The sequence below is a fragment of the Streptomyces malaysiensis subsp. malaysiensis genome (assembly GCF_040653035.1).
Lineage (GTDB): Bacteria > Actinomycetota > Actinomycetes > Streptomycetales > Streptomycetaceae > Streptomyces > Streptomyces malaysiensis.
Genome location: NZ_JBEZNG010000037.1, coordinates 32308 through 50958, shown reverse-complemented (window position 1 = coordinate 50958; position 18651 = coordinate 32308). Strand labels below are relative to the sequence as shown.

At 70.4% G+C, this 18651-nt stretch carries 15 protein-coding genes; 9 read left to right on the top strand and 6 right to left on the bottom strand.

The annotated features are described in order from the left end of the window. The first annotated feature begins 78 nt into the window (after positions 1-78). The 3 genes from queC (at position 79) to AB0E24_RS41070 (ending at position 3730) form a co-directional block, all read left to right on the top strand. Positions 79-768 carry a 7-cyano-7-deazaguanine synthase QueC gene (queC, locus tag AB0E24_RS41080; RefSeq protein WP_359384798.1) on the top strand — a complete coding sequence of 230 codons (690 nt, stop codon included), beginning with the start codon at positions 79-81 and terminating at the stop codon, positions 766-768. Beyond that, positions 765-1790 (top strand): isopenicillin N synthase family dioxygenase, encoded by a 1026-nt coding sequence (locus tag AB0E24_RS41075; RefSeq protein WP_359384796.1) that lies wholly within the window; start codon positions 765-767, stop codon positions 1788-1790. Before queC ends, AB0E24_RS41075 begins: the two co-directional genes overlap by 4 nt. A gap of 107 nt (positions 1791-1897) precedes the next feature. Then, entirely contained in the window at positions 1898-3730 is a 1833-nt protein-coding gene (locus AB0E24_RS41070) for an AfsR/SARP family transcriptional regulator (RefSeq protein ID WP_359384794.1), read from the top strand. 29 nt (positions 3731-3759) lie between these two features. Here AB0E24_RS41070 and AB0E24_RS41065 read toward each other — a convergent pair whose 3' ends face one another. The 5 genes from AB0E24_RS41065 to sbnA form a co-directional block, all read right to left on the bottom strand. After that, positions 3760-4941, bottom strand: coding sequence for a GNAT family N-acetyltransferase (locus AB0E24_RS41065; RefSeq protein ID WP_359384792.1), 1182 nt, complete (start codon positions 4939-4941; stop codon positions 3760-3762). A gap of 77 nt (positions 4942-5018) precedes the next feature. Next, positions 5019-10832: a non-ribosomal peptide synthetase gene (locus tag AB0E24_RS41060; RefSeq protein ID WP_359384790.1), complete on the bottom strand. Its 5814-nt coding sequence runs from the start codon at positions 10830-10832 to the stop codon at positions 5019-5021. Beyond that, entirely contained in the window at positions 10790-11002 is a 213-nt protein-coding gene (locus tag AB0E24_RS41055; RefSeq protein WP_359384788.1) for an MbtH family protein, read from the bottom strand. Before AB0E24_RS41055 ends, AB0E24_RS41060 begins: the two co-directional genes overlap by 43 nt. Before the next feature lie 3 nt (positions 11003-11005). Then, positions 11006-12025, bottom strand: a complete 1020-nt coding sequence (gene sbnB, locus AB0E24_RS41050) for a 2,3-diaminopropionate biosynthesis protein SbnB (protein WP_359384786.1) — start codon at positions 12023-12025, stop codon at positions 11006-11008. Between the two features lie 14 nt (positions 12026-12039). Next, entirely contained in the window at positions 12040-13056 is a 1017-nt protein-coding gene (gene sbnA, locus AB0E24_RS41045; RefSeq protein WP_359384784.1) for a 2,3-diaminopropionate biosynthesis protein SbnA, read from the bottom strand. Between the two features lie 317 nt (positions 13057-13373). Between sbnA and AB0E24_RS41040 the strand changes: the two genes are divergently transcribed. After that, a complete protein-coding gene (locus tag AB0E24_RS41040; RefSeq protein ID WP_359384782.1) occupies positions 13374-14057 on the top strand; it encodes a DsbA family oxidoreductase in 684 nt (227 codons plus the stop codon). 184 nt (positions 14058-14241) lie between these two features. Here the strand turns inward: AB0E24_RS41040 and AB0E24_RS41035 are convergent, their stop codons facing one another. Next, positions 14242-14655 carry a winged helix-turn-helix transcriptional regulator gene (locus AB0E24_RS41035; RefSeq protein WP_069872016.1) on the bottom strand — a complete coding sequence of 138 codons (414 nt, stop codon included), beginning with the start codon at positions 14653-14655 and terminating at the stop codon, positions 14242-14244. 151 nt (positions 14656-14806) lie between these two features. Here AB0E24_RS41035 and AB0E24_RS41030 point away from each other — a divergent pair, with 151 nt between their 5' ends. The 5 genes from AB0E24_RS41030 to AB0E24_RS41010 all read left to right on the top strand — a co-directional run bounded on the left by AB0E24_RS41030 (position 14807) and on the right by AB0E24_RS41010 (position 18649). Beyond that, positions 14807-15439 (top strand): FMN-dependent NADH-azoreductase, encoded by a 633-nt coding sequence (locus AB0E24_RS41030; protein ID WP_251772452.1) that lies wholly within the window; start codon positions 14807-14809, stop codon positions 15437-15439. 28 nt (positions 15440-15467) lie between these two features. Then, complete coding sequence (locus AB0E24_RS41025) at positions 15468-15638, top strand: NAD(P)H-binding protein (RefSeq protein ID WP_197710355.1); 171 nt, start codon at positions 15468-15470, stop codon at positions 15636-15638. Positions 15639-15724: 86 nt separating this feature from the next. Beyond that, positions 15725-15874 carry a hypothetical protein gene (locus AB0E24_RS41020; RefSeq protein ID WP_174884236.1) on the top strand — a complete coding sequence of 50 codons (150 nt, stop codon included), beginning with the start codon at positions 15725-15727 and terminating at the stop codon, positions 15872-15874. A gap of 124 nt (positions 15875-15998) precedes the next feature. Next, entirely contained in the window at positions 15999-16286 is a 288-nt protein-coding gene (locus tag AB0E24_RS41015) for a hypothetical protein (RefSeq protein ID WP_359384778.1), read from the top strand. A gap of 1115 nt (positions 16287-17401) precedes the next feature. Beyond that, on the top strand, positions 17402-18649 hold the full coding sequence (locus AB0E24_RS41010) for an LLM class flavin-dependent oxidoreductase (RefSeq protein WP_359384776.1): 1248 nt from the start codon (positions 17402-17404) through the stop codon (positions 18647-18649). The last annotated feature ends 2 nt before the right edge of the window (positions 18650-18651 follow it).

The window sequence follows — 18651 nt, the reverse complement described above, 5'->3', positions numbered from 1 at the left end:
CACGGCCGCCGCATTTCCGGTGCTCCGCGCACCGCTGCCCTGATCCCTCATCCCCCTTCGTTTTCCGGAAGGCGACGTATGCCGAAAACTGTCGCGATCGTGTCCGGTGGCCTGGACTCGGTCACCATGGCCCACCACCTCCACGAGCAAGGACACACCCTCCACCTGCTGTCCGTGAACTACGGCCAGCGTCATCTGATCGAGCACGAGTTCGCCGCGAAGGCGGCGCGACGGCTCGGGGTCCCGCACGATGTCGTCGACCTCAGCCTCGTCGGCAGGCTTCTGAGCGGGTCCTCGCTCACCGACCCGAGCGTCGACGTGCCCGACCACCGAACTGGCGCGTCCGGCGGGAGCCCGAACGTCGTGCCCAACCGCAATGCCCTGCTGTTGTCCGTCGCCTTCGCGGTCGCCGTCGCTCAGAAGGCGGAGGCGGTCGCCGTCGGCGTTGTCGACGACCTCCAGGCGGCGCCCGACAGCAACGCCACGTTCATCGACTCCTTCCTCGCCATGGAGCGGATCGCCACTCGCGGCTACGCACACCCGGACCTGACTCTGACCGCGCCCCTGGTCACGCTCCGCAAGAGCGACGTGGTGTCGCTCGGCGAGAAGCTCGGCGTCCCCTGGACCGAGACCTGGAGCTGCTTCCGGGGCGGTGCCCGGCAGTGCGGGCGGTGCGCCGCTTGCCGGGAGCGGCAGGAAGCGTTCCGGGACGCCGGCGTGAGCGATCCGACGACCTATCGGACCAGCGATGAGCAGGAGTTGACATGACCGACAGCTTGCCCGTGCTCGACCTCCGTGACGCCGCCGGTTCGGCGCGGACCCGCGCGGAGTTCCTGGACCGGTTGCGCCGGGCCATCCACGAGGTCGGCTTCTTCCAGCTCGTCGGCCACGGGGTCGGGGACGCCGAGGACATGCTCGAATCGGCCCGCCGGTTTTTCGCCCTGCCCGAGCCCGACCGGCTCGCGCTGAACATCCTCGACTCGCCTCTGTTCCGCGGCTACTCCGAACTCGGCCGCGAACACACCAAGGGCGTTCCCGACCAGCGTCAGCAGCTGGACATCGGGCCGGAACAGCCCGCGCGCACCCCCGCGCCCGGCGACCCCGCCTACCGGTGCCTGATCGGCCCGAACGAGTGGCCGGAGGCGATGCCGGAGCTGCGGCCGGCCATCGAGTCCTGGATCACCCGGCTGACCGCGCTGTCCCACCGGTTGCTGCGGCTGATGCTCGAATCGCTTGACGCTCCCGCCGGGTTCCTGGACGACGTGGTCGACCCGGACCCCCAGATCCACCTGAAGCTCCTGCACTACCCCGGCCCCACGGGGAGGAGTGACGACACCGGCACCGGCCAGGGCACCGGCATCCACAACGACCTCGGGCTCCTGACCCTCCTTGTCCAGGACGACAACGGCGGTCTCCAGGTCGCGGTCGAGGAGGGCCGGTTCATCGACGTGCCGGTGATCCCCGGGGCGTTCGTGGTCAACCTCGGAGAGCTGCTGGAGGTGGCGACGAGGGGCTACATACGCGCCACCCCGCACCGGGTGGTCCGGCCCGCCCCCGGCGTCAACCGGTACTCCATCCCCTTCTTCTTCAACCCCCGGCTCGACGCCACGATGCGGCCGCTGCCCAGCCCGTACGTTGAGGGCGCCGACGGCGTCATCGACGTCGCCGACAATCCGTTGTTCGCCCTCTACGGCGACAACGTGATGAAGGGGCTGATCCGTTCGTTCCCCGACATCGTCGCCCGGCACCACCCGACGCTGGCCGCCACCACCGGCTCCACGAGGTCCTGACACCCCTCGGGCCGACCCTGTGACCGGCCGGCCCGAGCGGTCGGGGCCCGACGGCGCGGCCGGCCGGTGTGGCAGGGAACGAACCAATATGAAGCAGGGCGAATCTCATGAGAATCAACCTTCTGGGGCCACTCCAGGCATACGTGGACGATGACCGTGTCAACATGGCACCGGCCGCCCAGAAAGTACGTCAGACACTGGCGATGCTCGTGCTGAACGCGGGCCGCGTGGTGCCCTTCGAGCACCTCATGGATGAGCTGTGGGAGGGCGACCCGCCCGCCAGCGCACATACAGCGTTGCAGACGTACGTGTATCAGCTCAGGAAGAGGTTCTCGCTGGGCAATCCGCGGCGCGGCGGCGTGGTGCGGGCGGCCGGGCCGCTGCTGGGCACCGTCGACGGCGGCTACCAGTTGTCGCTGCCCGCTGACCACGTGGACGCCTTCCGGTGCGAGCCGCTGCTCGCCCGTGCCCGCGCCGAGTTCGGTGACGAAGACTTCGCCCGGGCTCGCGAAACGGCGGCCGCGGCGCTGCGCATGTGGCGCGACGACGCCCTGGTGGACGTGCGCAAGGGGCCCATGCTGCAAGCCGAGGCGGACCGCCTGAAGGAGTCGCGTACCAGCGCCCACCACCTGCGGATCGAAGCCGACCTGCACCTCGGCCGGCACCACGAGGTGTTCGGCGCACTCGCGGCGATGGCCGGCCGGGAGCCGACGGACGAGCGGGCCCAGGGCAATCTGATGACGGCCCTCTACCGCATGGACCGACGGGTGGAGGCCCTCCAGGTCTACCGGCGGGCCCGCGAGCGGATCGCCGCCGAGCTGGGGCTCGACCCCTCGCCCCAGCTCCAGGCGCTGCACACGGCCATGCTCGCGTCGGACGAGGCGCTGCTGCGTCCCGCCGGCCGGCTCACGGCCGTGACCGCCGCCACGCGGGCGCCCTGCCATCTGCCCGCCCCGCGCGAGCCGCTGACCGGACGCGCCGACCAACTGGCGCGCGTCACCGCGGTCCTGGCCGGGCAGGGGCGCCAGGACCGGCCGCTCGTGATCGTGGGCGGCGCCCCCGGCACGGGCAAAAGCGAGCTGTGTCTGCACGCCGCGCACAAGGCGAGCGGTCACTATCCGGACGGACGGCTCTACGCGCGTCTTCGGGACGGCGCCGGGCGGCGGGTGCAACCTGCCGAGATCCTCCGCTCGTTCCTGCTCGGACTCGGCGCGACCGAGGAGCAGTTGCGGCTGAGTACGACCGACCTGAGTCTGTTGTTCCGTACCTGGACCGCCGACCTCCGTGTCCTGGTGGTGCTCGACGACGTGTGTGTCGTACGGGACCTGACGCCGCTCCTGCCGTCCGGTGCGGGCTGCGGAGTGCTGATCGGCAGCCGCCAGCGGCTGTTCGTGTCCTCGTCGGCGGCCCATGTCGAGCTGACCGGACTTTCCTTCGACGACTCGCTACACCTGCTGGAGTCCTCCGTGCCGGGACACCGCGTCACCATGGACCCGGCGGGTTTGCGTCGGCTGACCCGGCTCTGCCGGGGCCTGCCCGGCGCACTCTTCGCGCTCGCCGCGCAGTTGCGCCGCCGTCCGCACTGGACGGCCCGCCAGGCCACCGACTGGGCCCTCGCGTCGGACGACACCGACAGGGATCCGCTGGGTGTACGGGCCGGTCTCGACCGGACGCTGGCTACGCTGCCCTCCGAGCTACGACCCCTGGCCTACGCGCTGCTGTCGCCCGGCGTCCCCGACCGGCTCACACCGGCGCTCGGCGCTGCGGTCCTGGGGATCAGCGACCAGCAGGCCGAGGACCTGCTGGAGGAACTGGCGGAGAGATACCTACTGCGCGCGCAGCACCCGTGCGTGCACGGCCGGTTCTCCTACGCATGGGAGCCGGGAATCCGTCAGTTGGCGGCGCGGCTGAGCAGCACACCGGCCATGTGCTCCGCCTGACGGCCAGTGTGGGTGTGCCCCGCGCAACGTCAGTTCAGCAGCCAGTCGTCGGTGTTGATACCACCCACCACGTATTTGTCGTGTTCAGCCACAAAGCCAGCCGATCGGGTCCGGTTGTACTCGCGCACCACACTGTCCCGGGTCTCCAATGGCCGGTCCACGCCGACGAACACGCTGTAGAGCGGAGTCGGCATGGCTCCTCGGCGCATCTTGGCCTCGAAAGTGTTGATGCCCAGGTGGATGCTCTCGATGCTGCGACCCACGCCGTCAGCAATCTGGTGGTAGAACATCAAGTTGTAGTAGTCGTCGGCGTTGGGTACCGAGTAGTCGAAACCGGCGGATCGGGCGTACAGCATGTCGTGTTGTCGGTAGCGCAACAAGAAGCCGATGACCTTGTCTTTGTCCTTGGAGACCAGGACTGAGCTCTCATCGCCCAGGAAACGACTCTGCCGATCGAAGAGGGTCACCGCGCGTTCCTCATCGTGCGCGGTATGCCCGTACTTCTGCATGAGAGAGCTGTTCAGCGGCGCAATCTCCTTCACCACCTCTGGCAGCGGGTGTTCGGACACGACCCGCCCGCTCTCCCGGAACCTACGCAGCTCGCGGCGCACACGCTGCCGTCGGCCAGAGGGCAGCCAGGCGACATACTCCTCGAAGTCCGACCACAGGCCGATCGGCAGACTGGTCTCCACGTTGTGCCACAGCAGTACCGCTCCGTCCGAAGCGTGAGCCTTCGCCAGCTCGTGTGCCGTTTCCAGCGGTAGGTAGCAGTAGGCCAACACGCTCGATCGCGCCTGCTCGGCCAGTCGCAGCGCTCCGGCGGTGACCTGGCCGAGGGCCCGCTCCCGCTGCTCGGCTGAGACATTTGCCTGACCGGGCACCTGACCGCGAAACTCCGACCAGCCCGCCGCGATGGATATGGGCCTCGTGTTCAGGCGGGCCGCTCGCTCGTCACTGATCACCTCGCGCAGCAAGTCTGCCGGGTCATAGAGGTCGTGCGGTGCCTTGGTGAAGCTGTACACCTCCAGACCCGCGGTCGGGACACCGTCGCTGTTGCGTGCCAGTAGGTAGCGGGCGCGCGCTTCGGGTGGCAGCGTCTCTTCGCGCACTCCCGCGAATTTGCTGGTGGAGTAGATATTGGAGCCTATGGTGAGCGAGTCCCATTCAGCGGTCGGCAGCTCCGCGAAGGAGCCATAGACAGAGACAGACATGGACATCTCCTGTTGAGCGGGGGAGGGGGAGGGGGAGGGGGTGAGCGCTGAGCCGGATCGCTGGGCGCCGGCGCCAGTCAGCAGCTCCCGGATGAGGAATCGGCCGACGTCGACGTGTTGCCCAGAGCATTCGGGGGCTTCTTGCCGACGTCGTCCAGGAGTTCACGCCCGCCAGTGCCGTCGAGTTCCAATGCCTTTGCCAGTCCCGCCACCGTAGGGTTGCGGAAGACCACGACCGGCGACACCCGGCGTCCGAGCCGTTCGCCGAGGCGGCCCGCGATCGTGGTGAGGGTCAACGAGGTGCCGCCGACGTCGAAGAAGTCGTCCTGCGGCCCGAAGTCGTCCTCGACGCCCAGGCACTCCCGCCACACCTCGGCCACGAGGAGCTGTCGTGCGGTGAGGCACTGGCGCGCGGCGGGCGCCGGGTCGGAGGCCGGGCGCGGGTCGGGCAGCGCGGGCCGGTCGACCTTGCCGTTCGGCGTCAGGGGGATCTCGTCGATCACGGTGTAGCTCTGCGGCAGCGTGTACGGCGGCAGGCGGTCCGCCAGATGGGCGCGGAGCTCCGCCGGGCCCGGCGCCGGCCGGTCGGGGTGCTCGGGGATCAGGTAGGCCGCCAGCTGGTCCTCGCCGGCGCGGGCACGGCGTACGGCCACCACGCAGTCGGCCACGGCCGGGTGGCTCCGGAGCGCGGACTCGATCTCGCCGAGCTCGATGCGGAAGCCGCGTACCTTGACCTGGTGGTCGTTGCGGCCGAGGAAGACCAGGTTGCTGTCGGGCAGCAGCCGTACGACGTCGCCGGTGGCGTACATACGGGCGCCGGGCTCGGCGGCGTACGGGTCGGGCAGGTACGCCGCGGCCGTGCGGGCCGGTCGGCCGAGATAGCCGCGGCCGACCGCGCTGCCGCCGACGTACAGCTCGCCGCGGCAGCCGGGGGCGACCGGGCGCAGCCGCGCGTCCAGCACGTACAGGTGCGCGTTGTCGGTCGCCCGGCCGAAGGGGACGCTCGGGAGATGGCCGTGCCGGTCGAGCAGGTCTTCGGTGATGGGGCAGAACGCGGAGGTGACGGTCGCCTCGGTGGGCCCGTACTCGTTGAACACCTGGCAGCCCGGCGCGGTGGCGGCCAGGACGCGGCGGGACACCTCGTGCGGCACTGCCTCGGCGCCGGTGAACACCAGGCGTAGGGAGGCGAGTCGGGGAGCGGCGTCCGTGCCGGACTCCAGCAGGATCCGCATCTGTGACGGGGTCGCGTTGAGCGTGGTGATGCCGCGCTCGGCGACCTCGCGCAGGAACTCCTCGGGGTCGTAGGCGGCGGTGGGGCTCGCCAGGTGCAGTTCGGCTCCGGACAGCAGGCACTGAAAGATCTCCCAGACCGAGTTGTCGAAGGCCACCGAGTGGTTGAGCAGGGTCCGGTCGTGCCGGTCCAGCCGGCATAGCCGCTGGTTCCACTCCAGGAACCCGGTGATGTTGGCGTGGGTGATCGCGACGCCTTTGGGGTTGCCGGTCGAGCCGGACGTGTAGATGACGTAGGCGAGGTGGTGCGGCCGCGCCTCCTCTGCCGGCGCCGGATCGGCCCCGGGTTCCTGGTCCACCGCCACGAGCCGTACGCCGTCGCCGAGCAGGGCCGAGGTGGGGTGGCGCGGGTCCGCGACGACCAGGCGTACGCCCGAGTCGGCCAGCAGGTACCGGAGGCGGTCGGCGGGGTAGTTCGGGTCGAGCGGGACGTAGGCGCCGCCCGCCTTCAGCACGCCCAGCAGGGCGACCACCAGGGAAACCGAGCGTTCCAGACAGACGCCGACCAGGCTCTCGGGGCGTACGCCTCGGGCGCGCAGCTCCCCGGCGAGGGCCGAGGCCCGCGCGTCGGTCTCGGCGAACGTAAGCGACTCGTCGTCGCCAACGATGCAGGTGGCGTCGGGGGCGGCCCGCACCTGGCGGTCCCACAGGCGGACCAGGGTGGTCGGTTCGGGCAGCGGCTCGGACCGACCACCGGTGGAGAGGGCGCGCAGCTCCTCGGCCGAGACGATCTCCAGCTCGGAGAGCCGGTCCGTGACGCCGGACACCATCTGCTCGATGACCCGCAGGTAGTGCCGTCCGAAGCCCCGGACAAAGTCCGCGTCGAACAGGTCGGTGGCGTACTCGACGGAGACGCTGAGGTCACCGGCGCCCGCAGCGTGGTCCGTCACGTCCAGGGCGAGGTCGAAGCGAGCCGTTCCCAGCCGTCCCTCCAGCTCCTTGCGGTCGTACAGCTCGGTGAGGTGTCCGGCCTTCTGCTCCTCGTGCAGGGCGAACAGCACTTGGAAGAGGGGGTTGCGGCTCAGGTCGCGCTCCGGGCTCAGCTCCGCGACCAGCTTCTCGAAGGGGAGCTCCTGGTGCGCGTACGCCTGCCGTGCGACCTCGCGGACCCGGCTCAGCAGTTCGCGCCAGGTCGGGTCGCCCGCCAGGCCCGTGCGCAGGACGACGGTGTTCACGAAGTAGCCGACCACGTCGTCCAGTTCGGGGCGCGGCCGCCCGCCCGTCAGGGTGCCGACGGCGACATCGCTCTCCTCGGCGTAACGGCCGAGCAGTACCTGCAAAGGGGCCAGCAGGCCCATGAACAGGGTGACGCCCTCGGCGCGGCACAGCGTGCGCAACCGGTGCGCCAGGTCGGCGGGGACGCGCAGCATTTCGCGGCGGCCGCGGTGGCTGGCGACGGCCGGCCGGGGCCGGCTGGTCGGCAGCTCCAGGACGGGCACGCCGGACAGCCGGGTGCGCCAGTGGTCGAGCAGCCGTTCCAGCTCGGCGCCGGTGAGCCGCTCGCGCTGCCAGGCCGCGTAGTCGGCGTACGTCACGGGCAGCGGCGCCGGGGTGAGGCGGCGTCCTGTGACCAACTCCACGTAGAACGCGCCCAGTTCGCGCACCATGAGGTCGATCGAAATGCCGTCGCATGCGATGTGATGGGCCGTCAGGAGAGTGATGTCGCGACTCGGGGTGCTCAGGACGTCCGCGCGCAGCAGCGGGGGGCGGTCGAGGGCGAAGGGGGCCCGGATCCGCTCGGTCATGAGCACGTCCAGGTCCTCCTCGGCGACCTCGCTGCGCACCAGAGGGACCGGTCCCGGCTCGTGCGGTTCGGGGCGGGCCCGGCCGGCGACGGCGACGAGGGCCGTGCGCAGCGCCGGGTGCCGGCACACCAGCGCGGACAGGCAGTCCTGGAGCAGCGTCAGATCGACGCGCCCGCCGGGCAGGTCCAAGGCGACGGGCAGGTGATAGGCGGGCACCGCGGGGTTCAGCTGCTCGAAGAACCAGATCCGCTCCTGGCCGAAGGAGGGTGCGGCGGTCGTGGCCGCGGGGATCGGCTGGTCGTCCGCGGGCGCCACGCAGTCCAGGGCAGCGGCCAGCGCGGCGGGCGTCGGATGCGCGAAGAGCGACTGGGCGTCGACCGGCACGCCCAGCTCCGCACAAAGCCGGGCCACGACCCGTACCGCGGTGAGCGACTGCCCGCCCAGGCCGAAGAAGTCGTCGTGCGGGGACACGTCGTCCAGCCCGAGCGCCTCGGCCCACACGCGGCGCACCACCGCGGTGCGCGGGGACAGCGGAGCGTCGTCGGGGACCAGCCCGCCCGCCCGGACCGGGCCGTACGGAATGTGCCGCACGGCGTCGCGGTCGGCCTTGCCCGCGGGGGTGCGGGGCAGGGCGTCGAGAACCGCGTAGCCCTGGGCCACCATCGGGGCGGGCAGTCGTTGCGCGAGGTGGTCGCGGACCTTGCGGGGCAGGTCCGCGGCGTCGCTCCGCGCGCCGGGCGCGGGGACGAGGCAGGCCACCAACTGGTCGCCGACGGCGGCCTCGCGGTCAACGACCACCACCGCGTCCGCGACGAGGGGGTGGCTGCGTACGCAGGCCTCGATCTCGCCGAGCTCGATGCGGACGCCGCGCACCTTGACCTGGTGGTCGGTGCGCCCCAGCACCTCCAGCGTGCCGTCGGTGGACCACCGGGCGAGGTCGCCGGTGCGGTACAGGCGCCCGGGAGCGCCCCCGAACGGGTCGGGCACGAACCGGTCGGCGGTCAGCGCGGGCCGGTCGAGATAGCCGCGGGCCACGCCGTCGCCGCCGATCCACAGCTCGCCGACGACCCCTGGGCCGGCCTCCCGCCCGCTCTCGTCGACGACGTGCAGGCGAGTGTTGGACAGGGCCGTGCCGACGCCGACCCGGTCGGCCACGGCATCGACGCGGGCCGCGGCGGCCCACACCGTCGTCTCCGTCGGGCCGTACAGGTTCCACAGGGTGCCGCCGGTGGCGAGCAGGTCGCGGGCCAGCTGCGGATCGAGCGGCTCGCCGCCCGACAGCAGGACGCGGCCCAGCCCGTCCGTCCAGCCGGACGCCAGCAGAAGCCGCCAGGTGGTGGGGGTCGCCTGGACGACGCTGACCTCCGCCTCGGCGAGCGTGGCGGCCAGCAGCTCGGGGTCGGTGTTGGCGGCAGGCGGCGCCATCACGACCGTCGCTCCCCGGGTCAGCGGCAGGAACAGCTCCAGGATCGAGATGTCGAACGACAAGGGGGTCAGCGCGAGTACCCGGTCGTCCGCGGTGAGGCCGGGGCGTTCGGCCACGCTGCGCAGGAACGAGGCGAGCGCCGCGTGGCCGACGGCCACTCCCTTGGGCAGCCCGGTCGAACCGGAGGTGTAGATGACGTACGCGAGGTGGTGCGGGCGCACCACGTGAGCCGGCGGCGCGGATGGTTCCGCAGGCAGGTCCTCGACCAGCAGCACGTCGGCCGCGCCGGACGCCAGGGCCTGCGCGCGCCGGTCCGCGTCGCACACCCACAGCTTGGCGCCCGAGTCGACGGTCATGTACCGCAGCCGTTCCGCGGGGTAGCCCGGGTCGAGCGGCAGGTACGCGGCGCCCGACTTCAGGATGCCGAGCAGAGCCACGACCATCTCGACCGACCGGCCGAGACAGACGCCGACCAGGCTCTCCGCCCCGACCCCGCGGGTGCGCAGCTCGGTGGCGAGCGCCGCGGCCCGGCGGTCCACCTCGGCGTAGGTGGCGCGATCCGCTCCCGCGACAACGGCGAGTGCGTCGGGTGTCGCGACCGCCTGCCGCTCCCAGAGCGCGACCAGGGTGCTCGGCGCCATGAACGTTCCTCTCTCAGCCCGTACGGGGAAGGCGCGCGTGATCGTCTCCGCAAGCTGCGGTTCCGCGCCGCGCACATACAGGTGGGGAGCACCCGGGAACAGGTGCACTTCGAAGCCGGCTGAGGTGTGCTCGCGCCAGCCGGCCAGCTCCGCCTCGGTGACGCTCTCGTCGTCCGATCCGGCCAGCACGGTCAGCGGACACGGCAGGGGAGCCTCGGCACGCGGCGTATACGTCTCGCACAGCGCCAGGTCCGCACGCAGGACCGGCAGCAGCAGCACCTGCAACTCCGGGTCCACACCGACGAATCCGGCGGAGGCGAGTAGCTCGTCGTCCGGCAGTTCGTGTCGCGGATCGCGGTCCGGCAGGCCCGGGGCCCGCATGCCCGAAAGGAACAGATGGTCGGGCAGCGCCGTGCCGAGGGCCCGCAGCCGCCGGGCCGTCTCGAAGGCGAGCAGGGAGCCCATGCTGTGCCCGAAGAAGGCGTACGGCAGGGCGGCGTGGTTCGCGATGAGCGGCGCGAGCGTGGCCACGGCCTCGTCCAGGGACGTCAGGGCCGGCTGGGCGAAGCGGCTCTCCCGGCCGGGCATCTGGACCGTGCAGACCTCGACGCTGTCCGGCAGATGCGCCGCGAGCCGGTAGGCGGAGGCGCCCGCCCCGGCGTGCGGGAAGACGAACAGGCGCTGGCGCGCGGTGGCTTCGCGGCTGCCCAGGCCGCGCAGCCAGGCCGTGGCGAGGTCGGCGGCCGTCATCGTGGCGCCCGTACGGAACGCGGTGTCAGGTCGGTCCACACCCGGTCGATGTGGTCCAGGCACTCCTGGCGGGTGCCCTGCGCGCCGGTGGCGGTCCAGCCGGAGGGCAGGGCACGCTCGGCGAACCAGATGGAGTACTGCTCCTCGTCGTTCAGCACGACGACATACCGGTCCTCGGCGGGGCCCGGGGCGGATGATGAGGTGCTCATGCGTCAGACCCCCACCCCGGTGAAGAAGTCGCTCTCGGGGTGGCCTCCGCCCGCGACGACGACCCGGTCGTGCACCCACTTGCCGACGGCCAGGTCGAGGACGCCGAGTCCGAACGGCGAGAAGATCGCCGGTCGCCCGTGGTCCCGGCGCAGCCGCTCGCACAGCAGGTCGGCGAGGGTGCCGTCGATGAAGTCACGGTTCCCCGTGCGCTCTTCGGTCAGGTGCAGCGAGGTGCGCTCGCGTACGGCGTGGTCGACGTCGTCGGTGAAGTTCCGGGCGGCCAGGATCATCTCGGGGGCGAGGTCGCGCAGCGACAGGTGCAGGACCACCGGGTTGTGGGCCAGCAGCCGCGGGTCGTGCAGGTGCGGTTCACCGGCCACGGTGGTCAGCACCACCAGGTCGCAGTCGGTGAACGCCTCCTCCACCTTATCGGCGACCACGGGCTCGGCCTCGGTGTCCTTGGCCAGGGCGGCGGCGAAGCGGCCCGCCGCGGCCGGGTCGAGGTCGAAGAGCCGGAAGGCGTCGATCTCCCAGTCGAGATCACGCAGGAACCGCCATACGTGCTGGGCGATCAGCCCCGTACCGACGATGCCGACGCGGCGGGCGCGGCGCGCGCCGAGCAGTGTCTGCGCGCCGAGCACCGCGGAGGCCGCGGTCCGCGTCGCCGAGACGATCGAGGACTCCATGCAGGCGAACGGGTAGCCGGTGGCGCAGTCGTTGAGGATCAGCGTGGCCGACGCGCGGGGGACCCCGTGCCGTGTGTTGTCCGGAAAGCTGGCGATCCACTTGTTGCCGGCGACCTCGAACGCGCCGCCCAGATAGGCCGGCAGCGAGATGATGCGCGACCGTTCCTGGTGCGGGAAGCGCAGGAACGAGCTGTGCGGGTTCGCGCTGTCACCGGCGTCGTGCGTGAGGTAGGCGGCACGGACGACCTCGATGAGCTCCGTACGGTGGCGGTCCGTCTCGGCGGCGATGTCGCCCGCACCGATCACGGTCAGGGGCGGCGGAGCCAGGGTGGACACGGGGGCATGCTCCTTCAGCTGACGGTCAGGGTTTCGACGTCGGAGAGCTGTACGGTCTCCGCGCGTAGGTGCTGCTGCCACACGGGGTTGTAGACGGTCCGGGCGTAGGCATGGCCGCGGTCGGCGGCGATGAAGGCGACCCGGGGACGGCGTGCGGCGGGCGGGCGACGGGCGAAGTAGTCCTGGATGGCGGCGAAGGTGCTGCCCGTCGAACCGCCCGCGTACAAGCCGTACCTGGCGGCCAGGGCACCGCAGGCCTCGACGGCGCGCGCCTCGGGGACGATCTCGACCTCGTCGATCAGCGCCTGCCCGCACAGGGGCGGCACGATACTGGAGCCGATTCCTGGGATACGCCGCTTTTTCGGCGGCCCGCCGAATATCACCGAACCTTCGGCGTCGACCGCGACGACCACACAGCCCGGAGAGGATTCCTTGACGCGATGGGAGAGCCCGGCGATGGTGCCGCCTGTTCCCACTCCGACGAAGAGATAGTCGAGCGGACCAGCCTGTGTGATCAACTCGCCGCCGGTGAAGCGGTAATGCGCGTCACGGGCATCGGGATTGGCGTACTGATTGGGCCAATAGGCCGAATCACTCTCCACCAGCAGTTCCTGGACGCGGGACAGCCGGCTCCGCAAATAACCGCCTGCCGTATCGCGCTGGGTGACTTTCTCCACGCGCTCGCACAGCAGCCGGAGCTGGGCCTCGGTGGCCTCGTTGCAGTTCGGATCGATGACCGGGACGAACGAGATGCCGAGTACGCGGCAGTAGAAAGCGAGGGCCAGCGCGAAGTTGCCGGACGACGACTCGACCACCGTGGTGTCGTGCGCAATCTCCCCGCGACCGATCGCCTGTTCCAGGATCCACAACGCCGACCGGTCCTTGCTGCTGCCCGTGGGATTGCAGAATTCCAGCTTCGCGACGATGTCGCACTGCTCGTCCGGCAGCGGCATCAATGGGGTCCCTATGAGACCCTTGCGAATGTGCCTGGCCTGTTCGAACAGCGATTTGTCAGCACGCCTGTGGAGCATGGGGCGAGCCTGGCACGGAGCCGGTCGAGGCGACTCAATCGCGACTCAAGTGCGGTGTGAAGCGTCCGTGCGCGGCACGGCTGGGTTCATCGTCGGCCGATCGGGCCGGGACGGGGCGGAGCCGTCGTAGTACCCCGCGCGCGAGAGGCGCGGCGTGCTCACGACGCGATCGCCGAGACTCAGTTGTTCGGGGCTCTTCGCGGATGAGGGTGTAGTGCCTGTCGGGCGGTGCCTACGCACTTGAAAGTGCCTTTTGTAAGCTCTCCCTTACTCACTCATGATGGTGTTACGCACTACTAGTGAGGTGAGGAAGGAAGATGGTTGAGCAGGTATCGCACCCCGAGGGGGCGCAGGTCGTCATCGAGATGTGGACCGACCTGGGTTGCCCGTGGTGCTATGTCGCCAAGCACCGGCTCCGGAGCGCGATCGAGCACCGCCCGGACGCGGAGCGGTTCAAGCTCGTGATGCGGTCCTTCGAGCTGAACCCGGCCGCGCCGAAGCGGCCGGAGACGATCGAGGAAGCCTTCATTCGTACTCACGGCGGAACCGCCGCCCACTTCATGGCGGCAGAGCGCCAGATCCAGGCGATCGCCCGCGAGGAGGGCCTCGAGTTCACGCTGGGCCGTCTCAGTGCCAACACCTTCGACCTGCACCGCGTGGTGCAGTACGCCAACGACGAGGGGCTGGGGTCCGAGTTCTTCTCGGCTGTCCAGGACGGCTTCTTCGTCGGCGCCCTCGACCCTTACGCTCCTGACGCCCTGGCCGGGGTCGCCGAGTCGGTCGGGCTGGACGGCCGGCGAGTGCACGCGATCCTCGCGAGCGGTGAGTACGCCGACCGCGTACGCGCCGACCGGACCGAAGGTGTGGAGCTGGGCGCGACCGGCGTGCCGTTCGTCGTCCTCGACCGGCGGGTCGCTGCCCCGGGGGCCCAGAAGGTTCCGGTCTACGGCCAGCTGCTGGAGCAGGTGGCCGGGCCCGTGTCGCGCGAGCGTGTGTCATGAGCGAGCCGGAGGGTGGCCTCCAGAACGTCGCGGCCCTGCCGGCGGGTGGTGCGAGCCGACACCGGAGTCTGCCACATCGACCCCACCGATGAGACAGGCCGCGCTGAGGCTCTCGACGAGACGGCCGCGCACGACACGCCCACCGCTGCGGAGCGCGGTGAGCACCACCACCACCGCGGTTCGTCTACGCGCTGACCGCGGCCTTGCCTCGGCCGACTCCGGTCAGCTCGCTGGCCGCCCGGTTGGCGGCGATCTCACGGTGGTGGGCGGCGGCCCAGCCGGCCATCGCCATGACCGCTTTCATCAGCGACCGGCCCAGCTTGGTGAGCTCGTACTCCACCCTTGGAGGGACCTCGGGGTACGCGGTCCGGGTGATCAGCCCATCGCGCTCGAGGTGCTTGAGCGTATGGGTCAGCATCCGCTGAGAGATGCCCGGGATGCTCGCCTGCACGTCGGAGTAGCGCAACGGACCGGCGTTCAGGGTGCTGATGATCAGCATGGTCCACTTGTCGCCGATGCGGTCGAGCACCTCGCGAATGAAGGCGCTGTCCTCCGGCCATGTCTGGCACGGACCTGCGATCTTTCGCGCTGACGCCATCTCAACAACCTCTCATCCGGTGTGCAACCGCACTACCAGTATGTAACGCCCTCGCGGCGACCGCACGCCAATCCACGACAACAGCCCCTCGTGCGGGCCCGCTCTCGGATCACCGGAGCGCGCTCACAATCACTCCGAAAGGACCCAACTCATGTCGTACCTGCTTCACATCGACTCCTCCTCGCTCGGCGAGGCCTCGGTCTCGCGCCAGGTCGCACAGTCCTTCCTCGACGGCTGGAGCGGCGACGTCGCTCACCGCGACCTGGCTGCTTCGCCCGTGCCTCATCTATCCGCTGCCGGCATCACCGCCCGCGCCACCGCCCCCGCTCAGTACACGCCCGAGGAGGCCGAGGCGGCCGCGATGCAGGACGCGTTGATCGAAGAGTTCCTCGGCGCGAGCGCCTATCTCTTCACGGTCCCGATGTACAACCTGACGATGCCGTCGGTGTTCAAGGCGTGGCTGGACCAGATCATGGTCTTCGGCCGCACCATGGACCTCGAGGCTCCCTCGCCGGCTGCCGGTCGTCCAGCCGTGGTGATTTCGGCGCGCGGCGGCGGCTACGGTCCCGGCGCGCCCAAGCACGGCCTGGACTACGTCGTGCCCACCCTCGAGGCCATGCTCGGCCGCGAGGAGATGCTCGGCCTCGACGTCACCACCGTCATTCCCGAACTGACGATGGTGCCCCACGCCCCGGCCCTGTCCGCCCTTCTGCCCAGGCACGAGGCATCCATGGCCAGCGCCCACCACCGTGCCCGCGAGCTCGCCGCCACGATCGCCGCCTGAACCCCGAACCGACCGCGGAGTGACCCTCGTGACTGATCTGCTCGTCCTTGGTGGCAGCGGCAGCACCGGTGTACACGTCCTCGAACAGGCCGCTCAGCGTGGCCACCGCGTCCGGGCACTCGTGCGCGACCCGGACTCGGTTCAGTCGGCGGCGGGTGACTCGCGGGTCGCGGCCACCAAGCGCATCCGACTTGTCTGACCGCTTCGCCAATCCCGACCTGACCACGTTCACCCGGCTCGACGAGCTCGGCCTCGAAGCCACCGGTCAACGGCTCGAAGCCGACCGTGCCGTACTCGCGTGCCGAGTCGTCGAGCCGGACACACACGCGCCGCGGCGACAAGTACGTCACCGTGATCATCGACCTCACCGGGATCCGCGAGGGCACTGGCTCAGCGCGACTGCTCGACATGGTCGAGGGCGCGCGCAGGCGCTGATGCGGACGCCGAGAACTCGCCGACGTCTTCGGCGAGGGCGTCGCATAGTGGTACGGCCACGGTCGCTGGCGCGCGGCCAAGTGTGGCGGATGCCGCTGGCGACCAAGACCGGACGATACTGATCGTGGAGTCCGACGCCGCGATCGAAGCCCTGCCCTCGAGCGTCGTCGCGATGATGATCGACGAGACCGGCGGGGCACCGGATACGGTCGTCACCGTGCCCATCACAGAACCCGTGCACGGCGCGGCCGTGACGGTCGATCTCACCACGCTCACCGTGAAGCGCATCCGCTCCGGAACATTCATGGGCCACGTGAACGAAGCGACGATGGCCGGTGTGAGCACGACACTGCGCGTAGTCCTGGACTCCACGACTGATCGCTGCTTACGAGCGTGTGCCGTTAACCCGTAAGGCGACCGCCTGGAAAAACCCCAGCTCACGGCCGGTGAAGCCATGATGAAGCGGTACGGCCCCGGTAGCGCCCCTCCTTCGTCAGCCGCCCTCCGCTTACATCAGGTTCGTGTCTCGCGATTTGGGCGACCCTTGACCGTTCCTGCCTGCGGATGCCAATCTCTCGCTCATGTCGTGGACGCCGTTGACCAGCCGCCGGGTGGTTGATTACATGCTGATCGCCACCAGCGCGTGTCGCTTCTGCTGACGGTTCTTCCCATTGGCCGTTCTCATCGGTCGATCGCCGGATTCCGCTAGCCCGTCCATCGCGTTCGCCTCGCCTCTCCCGTCGCCCAGCTCCTTGCGTCCCGGTGTGTGAGTGACGATGCTTCCCTGTCGCGGACTTCCTGTAACGCGCTAGCTGTTCCTGCTGCCTTACCCGGTGCCGTTGTGTGCTCTGACGCGCCCACCGGGCGGGCGCGAACCAGCCGTAAAGCGCCACCCATTCCTGCTGCCCTGCTGCCCGCCGCCGTTGTGCGTTCTTACGGGCCCACCGCGGGCGGCTTCGTGCGGCCCGAGAAGGAAGACCGTTCAGGCCATGACCACGTTCCGTCCGCGCCGCTCATCGCTTGCGCTCGGCGCCATTGCCACCACCTGCGCCCTGCTCCTGTCGGCGTGCGGTTCCTCGGGCAGCAGCTCGACCCCGGGTGCCGGTAATCGACCGTGTCCGGGCCCTCACGGACGCCGGCTTCGGCCGACTGCGGGTGCCGGTCGCGGGCCACGGCGAGCTGGGTCACGACAAGGAAGATCTGCGTTCGCTCAACTCCTTCGTGCAACTGGTGCACCTGGCCAACCTGACGGGCATCGCCCGCAGCCTCGTGGTCGGGACCGCTGCCAGGGTGCAGGGACACAGCCGCGCCAGTCTCCACGCCCCGTCCGACAAGGCCACGCGATCCCGATGTACTCGGCATGGTCGGGCGCCTGTACGCGTACCGGTTCATCGCTGATGCCGTGCTGCGCAAGGTGTCCGAGGCATTGGAGAGCGCCGAGACCGCCGACACCCCGGGCCTTCGCCCAGGCATACATCGAGACCTCGGCTGCCCAGGTCGCGCTCATCGACATACTGAGAGGTCCGCATGGCCAACCAGCTCCACATCAACGTCAACATCCTCAACTCGGGTGTCTTCGGCGGCGCCTGGCGCCTGCCCGGCAGCGACCCGCTCGCCGCCTACTCGATCGACCACTACACCTCGATCGCCAAGAAGGCCGAGGCGGCCGCACTCGACGCCGTCTTCCTGGCCGACGGCCCGGTCATCGAGCCGATCATCCGTCACCGTCCCGGCAACAACTTCGAGCCCTCGACCGTGCTGGCGCGCATCGCCGCCCAGACCGAGCGCATTGGCCTCATCGGCACTCTCTCCTCCAGTTACAACGACCCCATCGAGCTGGCCCGCCGTATCGGTGACCTCGACCACATCAGCGGCGGGCGTGTCGGCTGGAACGTCGTGACCACGGCCGGCCCCGCTGCCGCCCGCAACTTCGGCCGTGACCAGGAGCCCGACCACGCGCTGCGCTACCGCCGCGCCGGCGACTTCACCGAGCGAGTCGTGGCCCAGTGGGCCGGCGGCGAGGCGTTCACCTCGCCGCAGGGCCGTCCCGTGGTGGTCCAGGCCGGCGGGTCGAGCGACGGTAGGCGGCTCGCCTCCCGGGTCGGCGAGGTCATCTTCTCCGCTTCCCAGGACATCGACGACGCCAGGGCCTTCCGCGACGAGATCCGCGCCGGCACGGTTCAGTTCGGGCGCCGCCCGGAGGACGTCGTGATTCTGCCGGGCCTCTCCACGGTGGTCGGCAGCACCGAGGAGGAGGCGCGCAAGCGCCGGGAACTGCTCGACGACCTGCTGCCGCTGGCATACGGCCGTACCCGGCTCGCGGCTCAGCTCGGCTTCTCGCTCGATGACCTCGACCTCGACCAGCCGATTCCGCAGGAGCTGCTGACCGACCCGGACGAGGCCGGCGGCTCGCAGAGTTTCTACAAGATCGTGCGCGCGATCATCGAGAAGGAGCACCCGACGCTGCGCCGACTGCTCCGTCGGCTCTCGGGCAGCAACGGCCACCGCATCGTCGCCGGCACACCTGAGCAGATCGCCGACAACATCGAGCACTGGTTCCGTCACGGTGCCGCCGACGGCTTCAACGTCATGCCCGACGTCCTGCCGTCCGGCTTCGACCACTTCGTCGACGGTGTGATCCCCGAACTCCAGCGCCGCGGCTTGTTCCGCAAGGAATACGAGGCGGACACGCTCCGCGGTCACCTCGGCTTCACGATCCCGCCGGCCCCCATCGCGTTCGACGTGTCCGAGCAGGCGCTCGAGACCGCGCGCTGAGC

What these genes read in the sequence shown, in the direction of transcription:
- sbnA (WP_359384784.1), bottom strand. Translation starts at nt 13,056, where the DNA reads ATGCTCCACAGGCGTGCTGACAAATCGCTGTTCGAACAGGCCAGGCAC.
- AB0E24_RS41040 (WP_359384782.1), top strand. Translation starts at nt 13,374, where the DNA reads ATGGTTGAGCAGGTATCGCACCCCGAGGGGGCGCAGGTCGTCATCGAG.
- AB0E24_RS41070 (WP_359384794.1), top strand. Translation starts at nt 1,898, where the DNA reads ATGAGAATCAACCTTCTGGGGCCACTCCAGGCATACGTGGACGATGAC.
- AB0E24_RS41030 (WP_251772452.1), top strand. Translation starts at nt 14,807, where the DNA reads ATGTCGTACCTGCTTCACATCGACTCCTCCTCGCTCGGCGAGGCCTCG.
- AB0E24_RS41010 (WP_359384776.1), top strand. Translation starts at nt 17,402, where the DNA reads ATGGCCAACCAGCTCCACATCAACGTCAACATCCTCAACTCGGGTGTC.
- AB0E24_RS41065 (WP_359384792.1), bottom strand. Translation starts at nt 4,941, where the DNA reads ATGTCTGTCTCTGTCTATGGCTCCTTCGCGGAGCTGCCGACCGCTGAA.
- AB0E24_RS41035 (WP_069872016.1), bottom strand. Translation starts at nt 14,655, where the DNA reads ATGGCGTCAGCGCGAAAGATCGCAGGTCCGTGCCAGACATGGCCGGAG.
- AB0E24_RS41055 (WP_359384788.1), bottom strand. Translation starts at nt 11,002, where the DNA reads ATGAGCACCTCATCATCCGCCCCGGGCCCCGCCGAGGACCGGTATGTC.
- queC (WP_359384798.1), top strand. Translation starts at nt 79, where the DNA reads ATGCCGAAAACTGTCGCGATCGTGTCCGGTGGCCTGGACTCGGTCACC.
- AB0E24_RS41075 (WP_359384796.1), top strand. Translation starts at nt 765, where the DNA reads ATGACCGACAGCTTGCCCGTGCTCGACCTCCGTGACGCCGCCGGTTCG.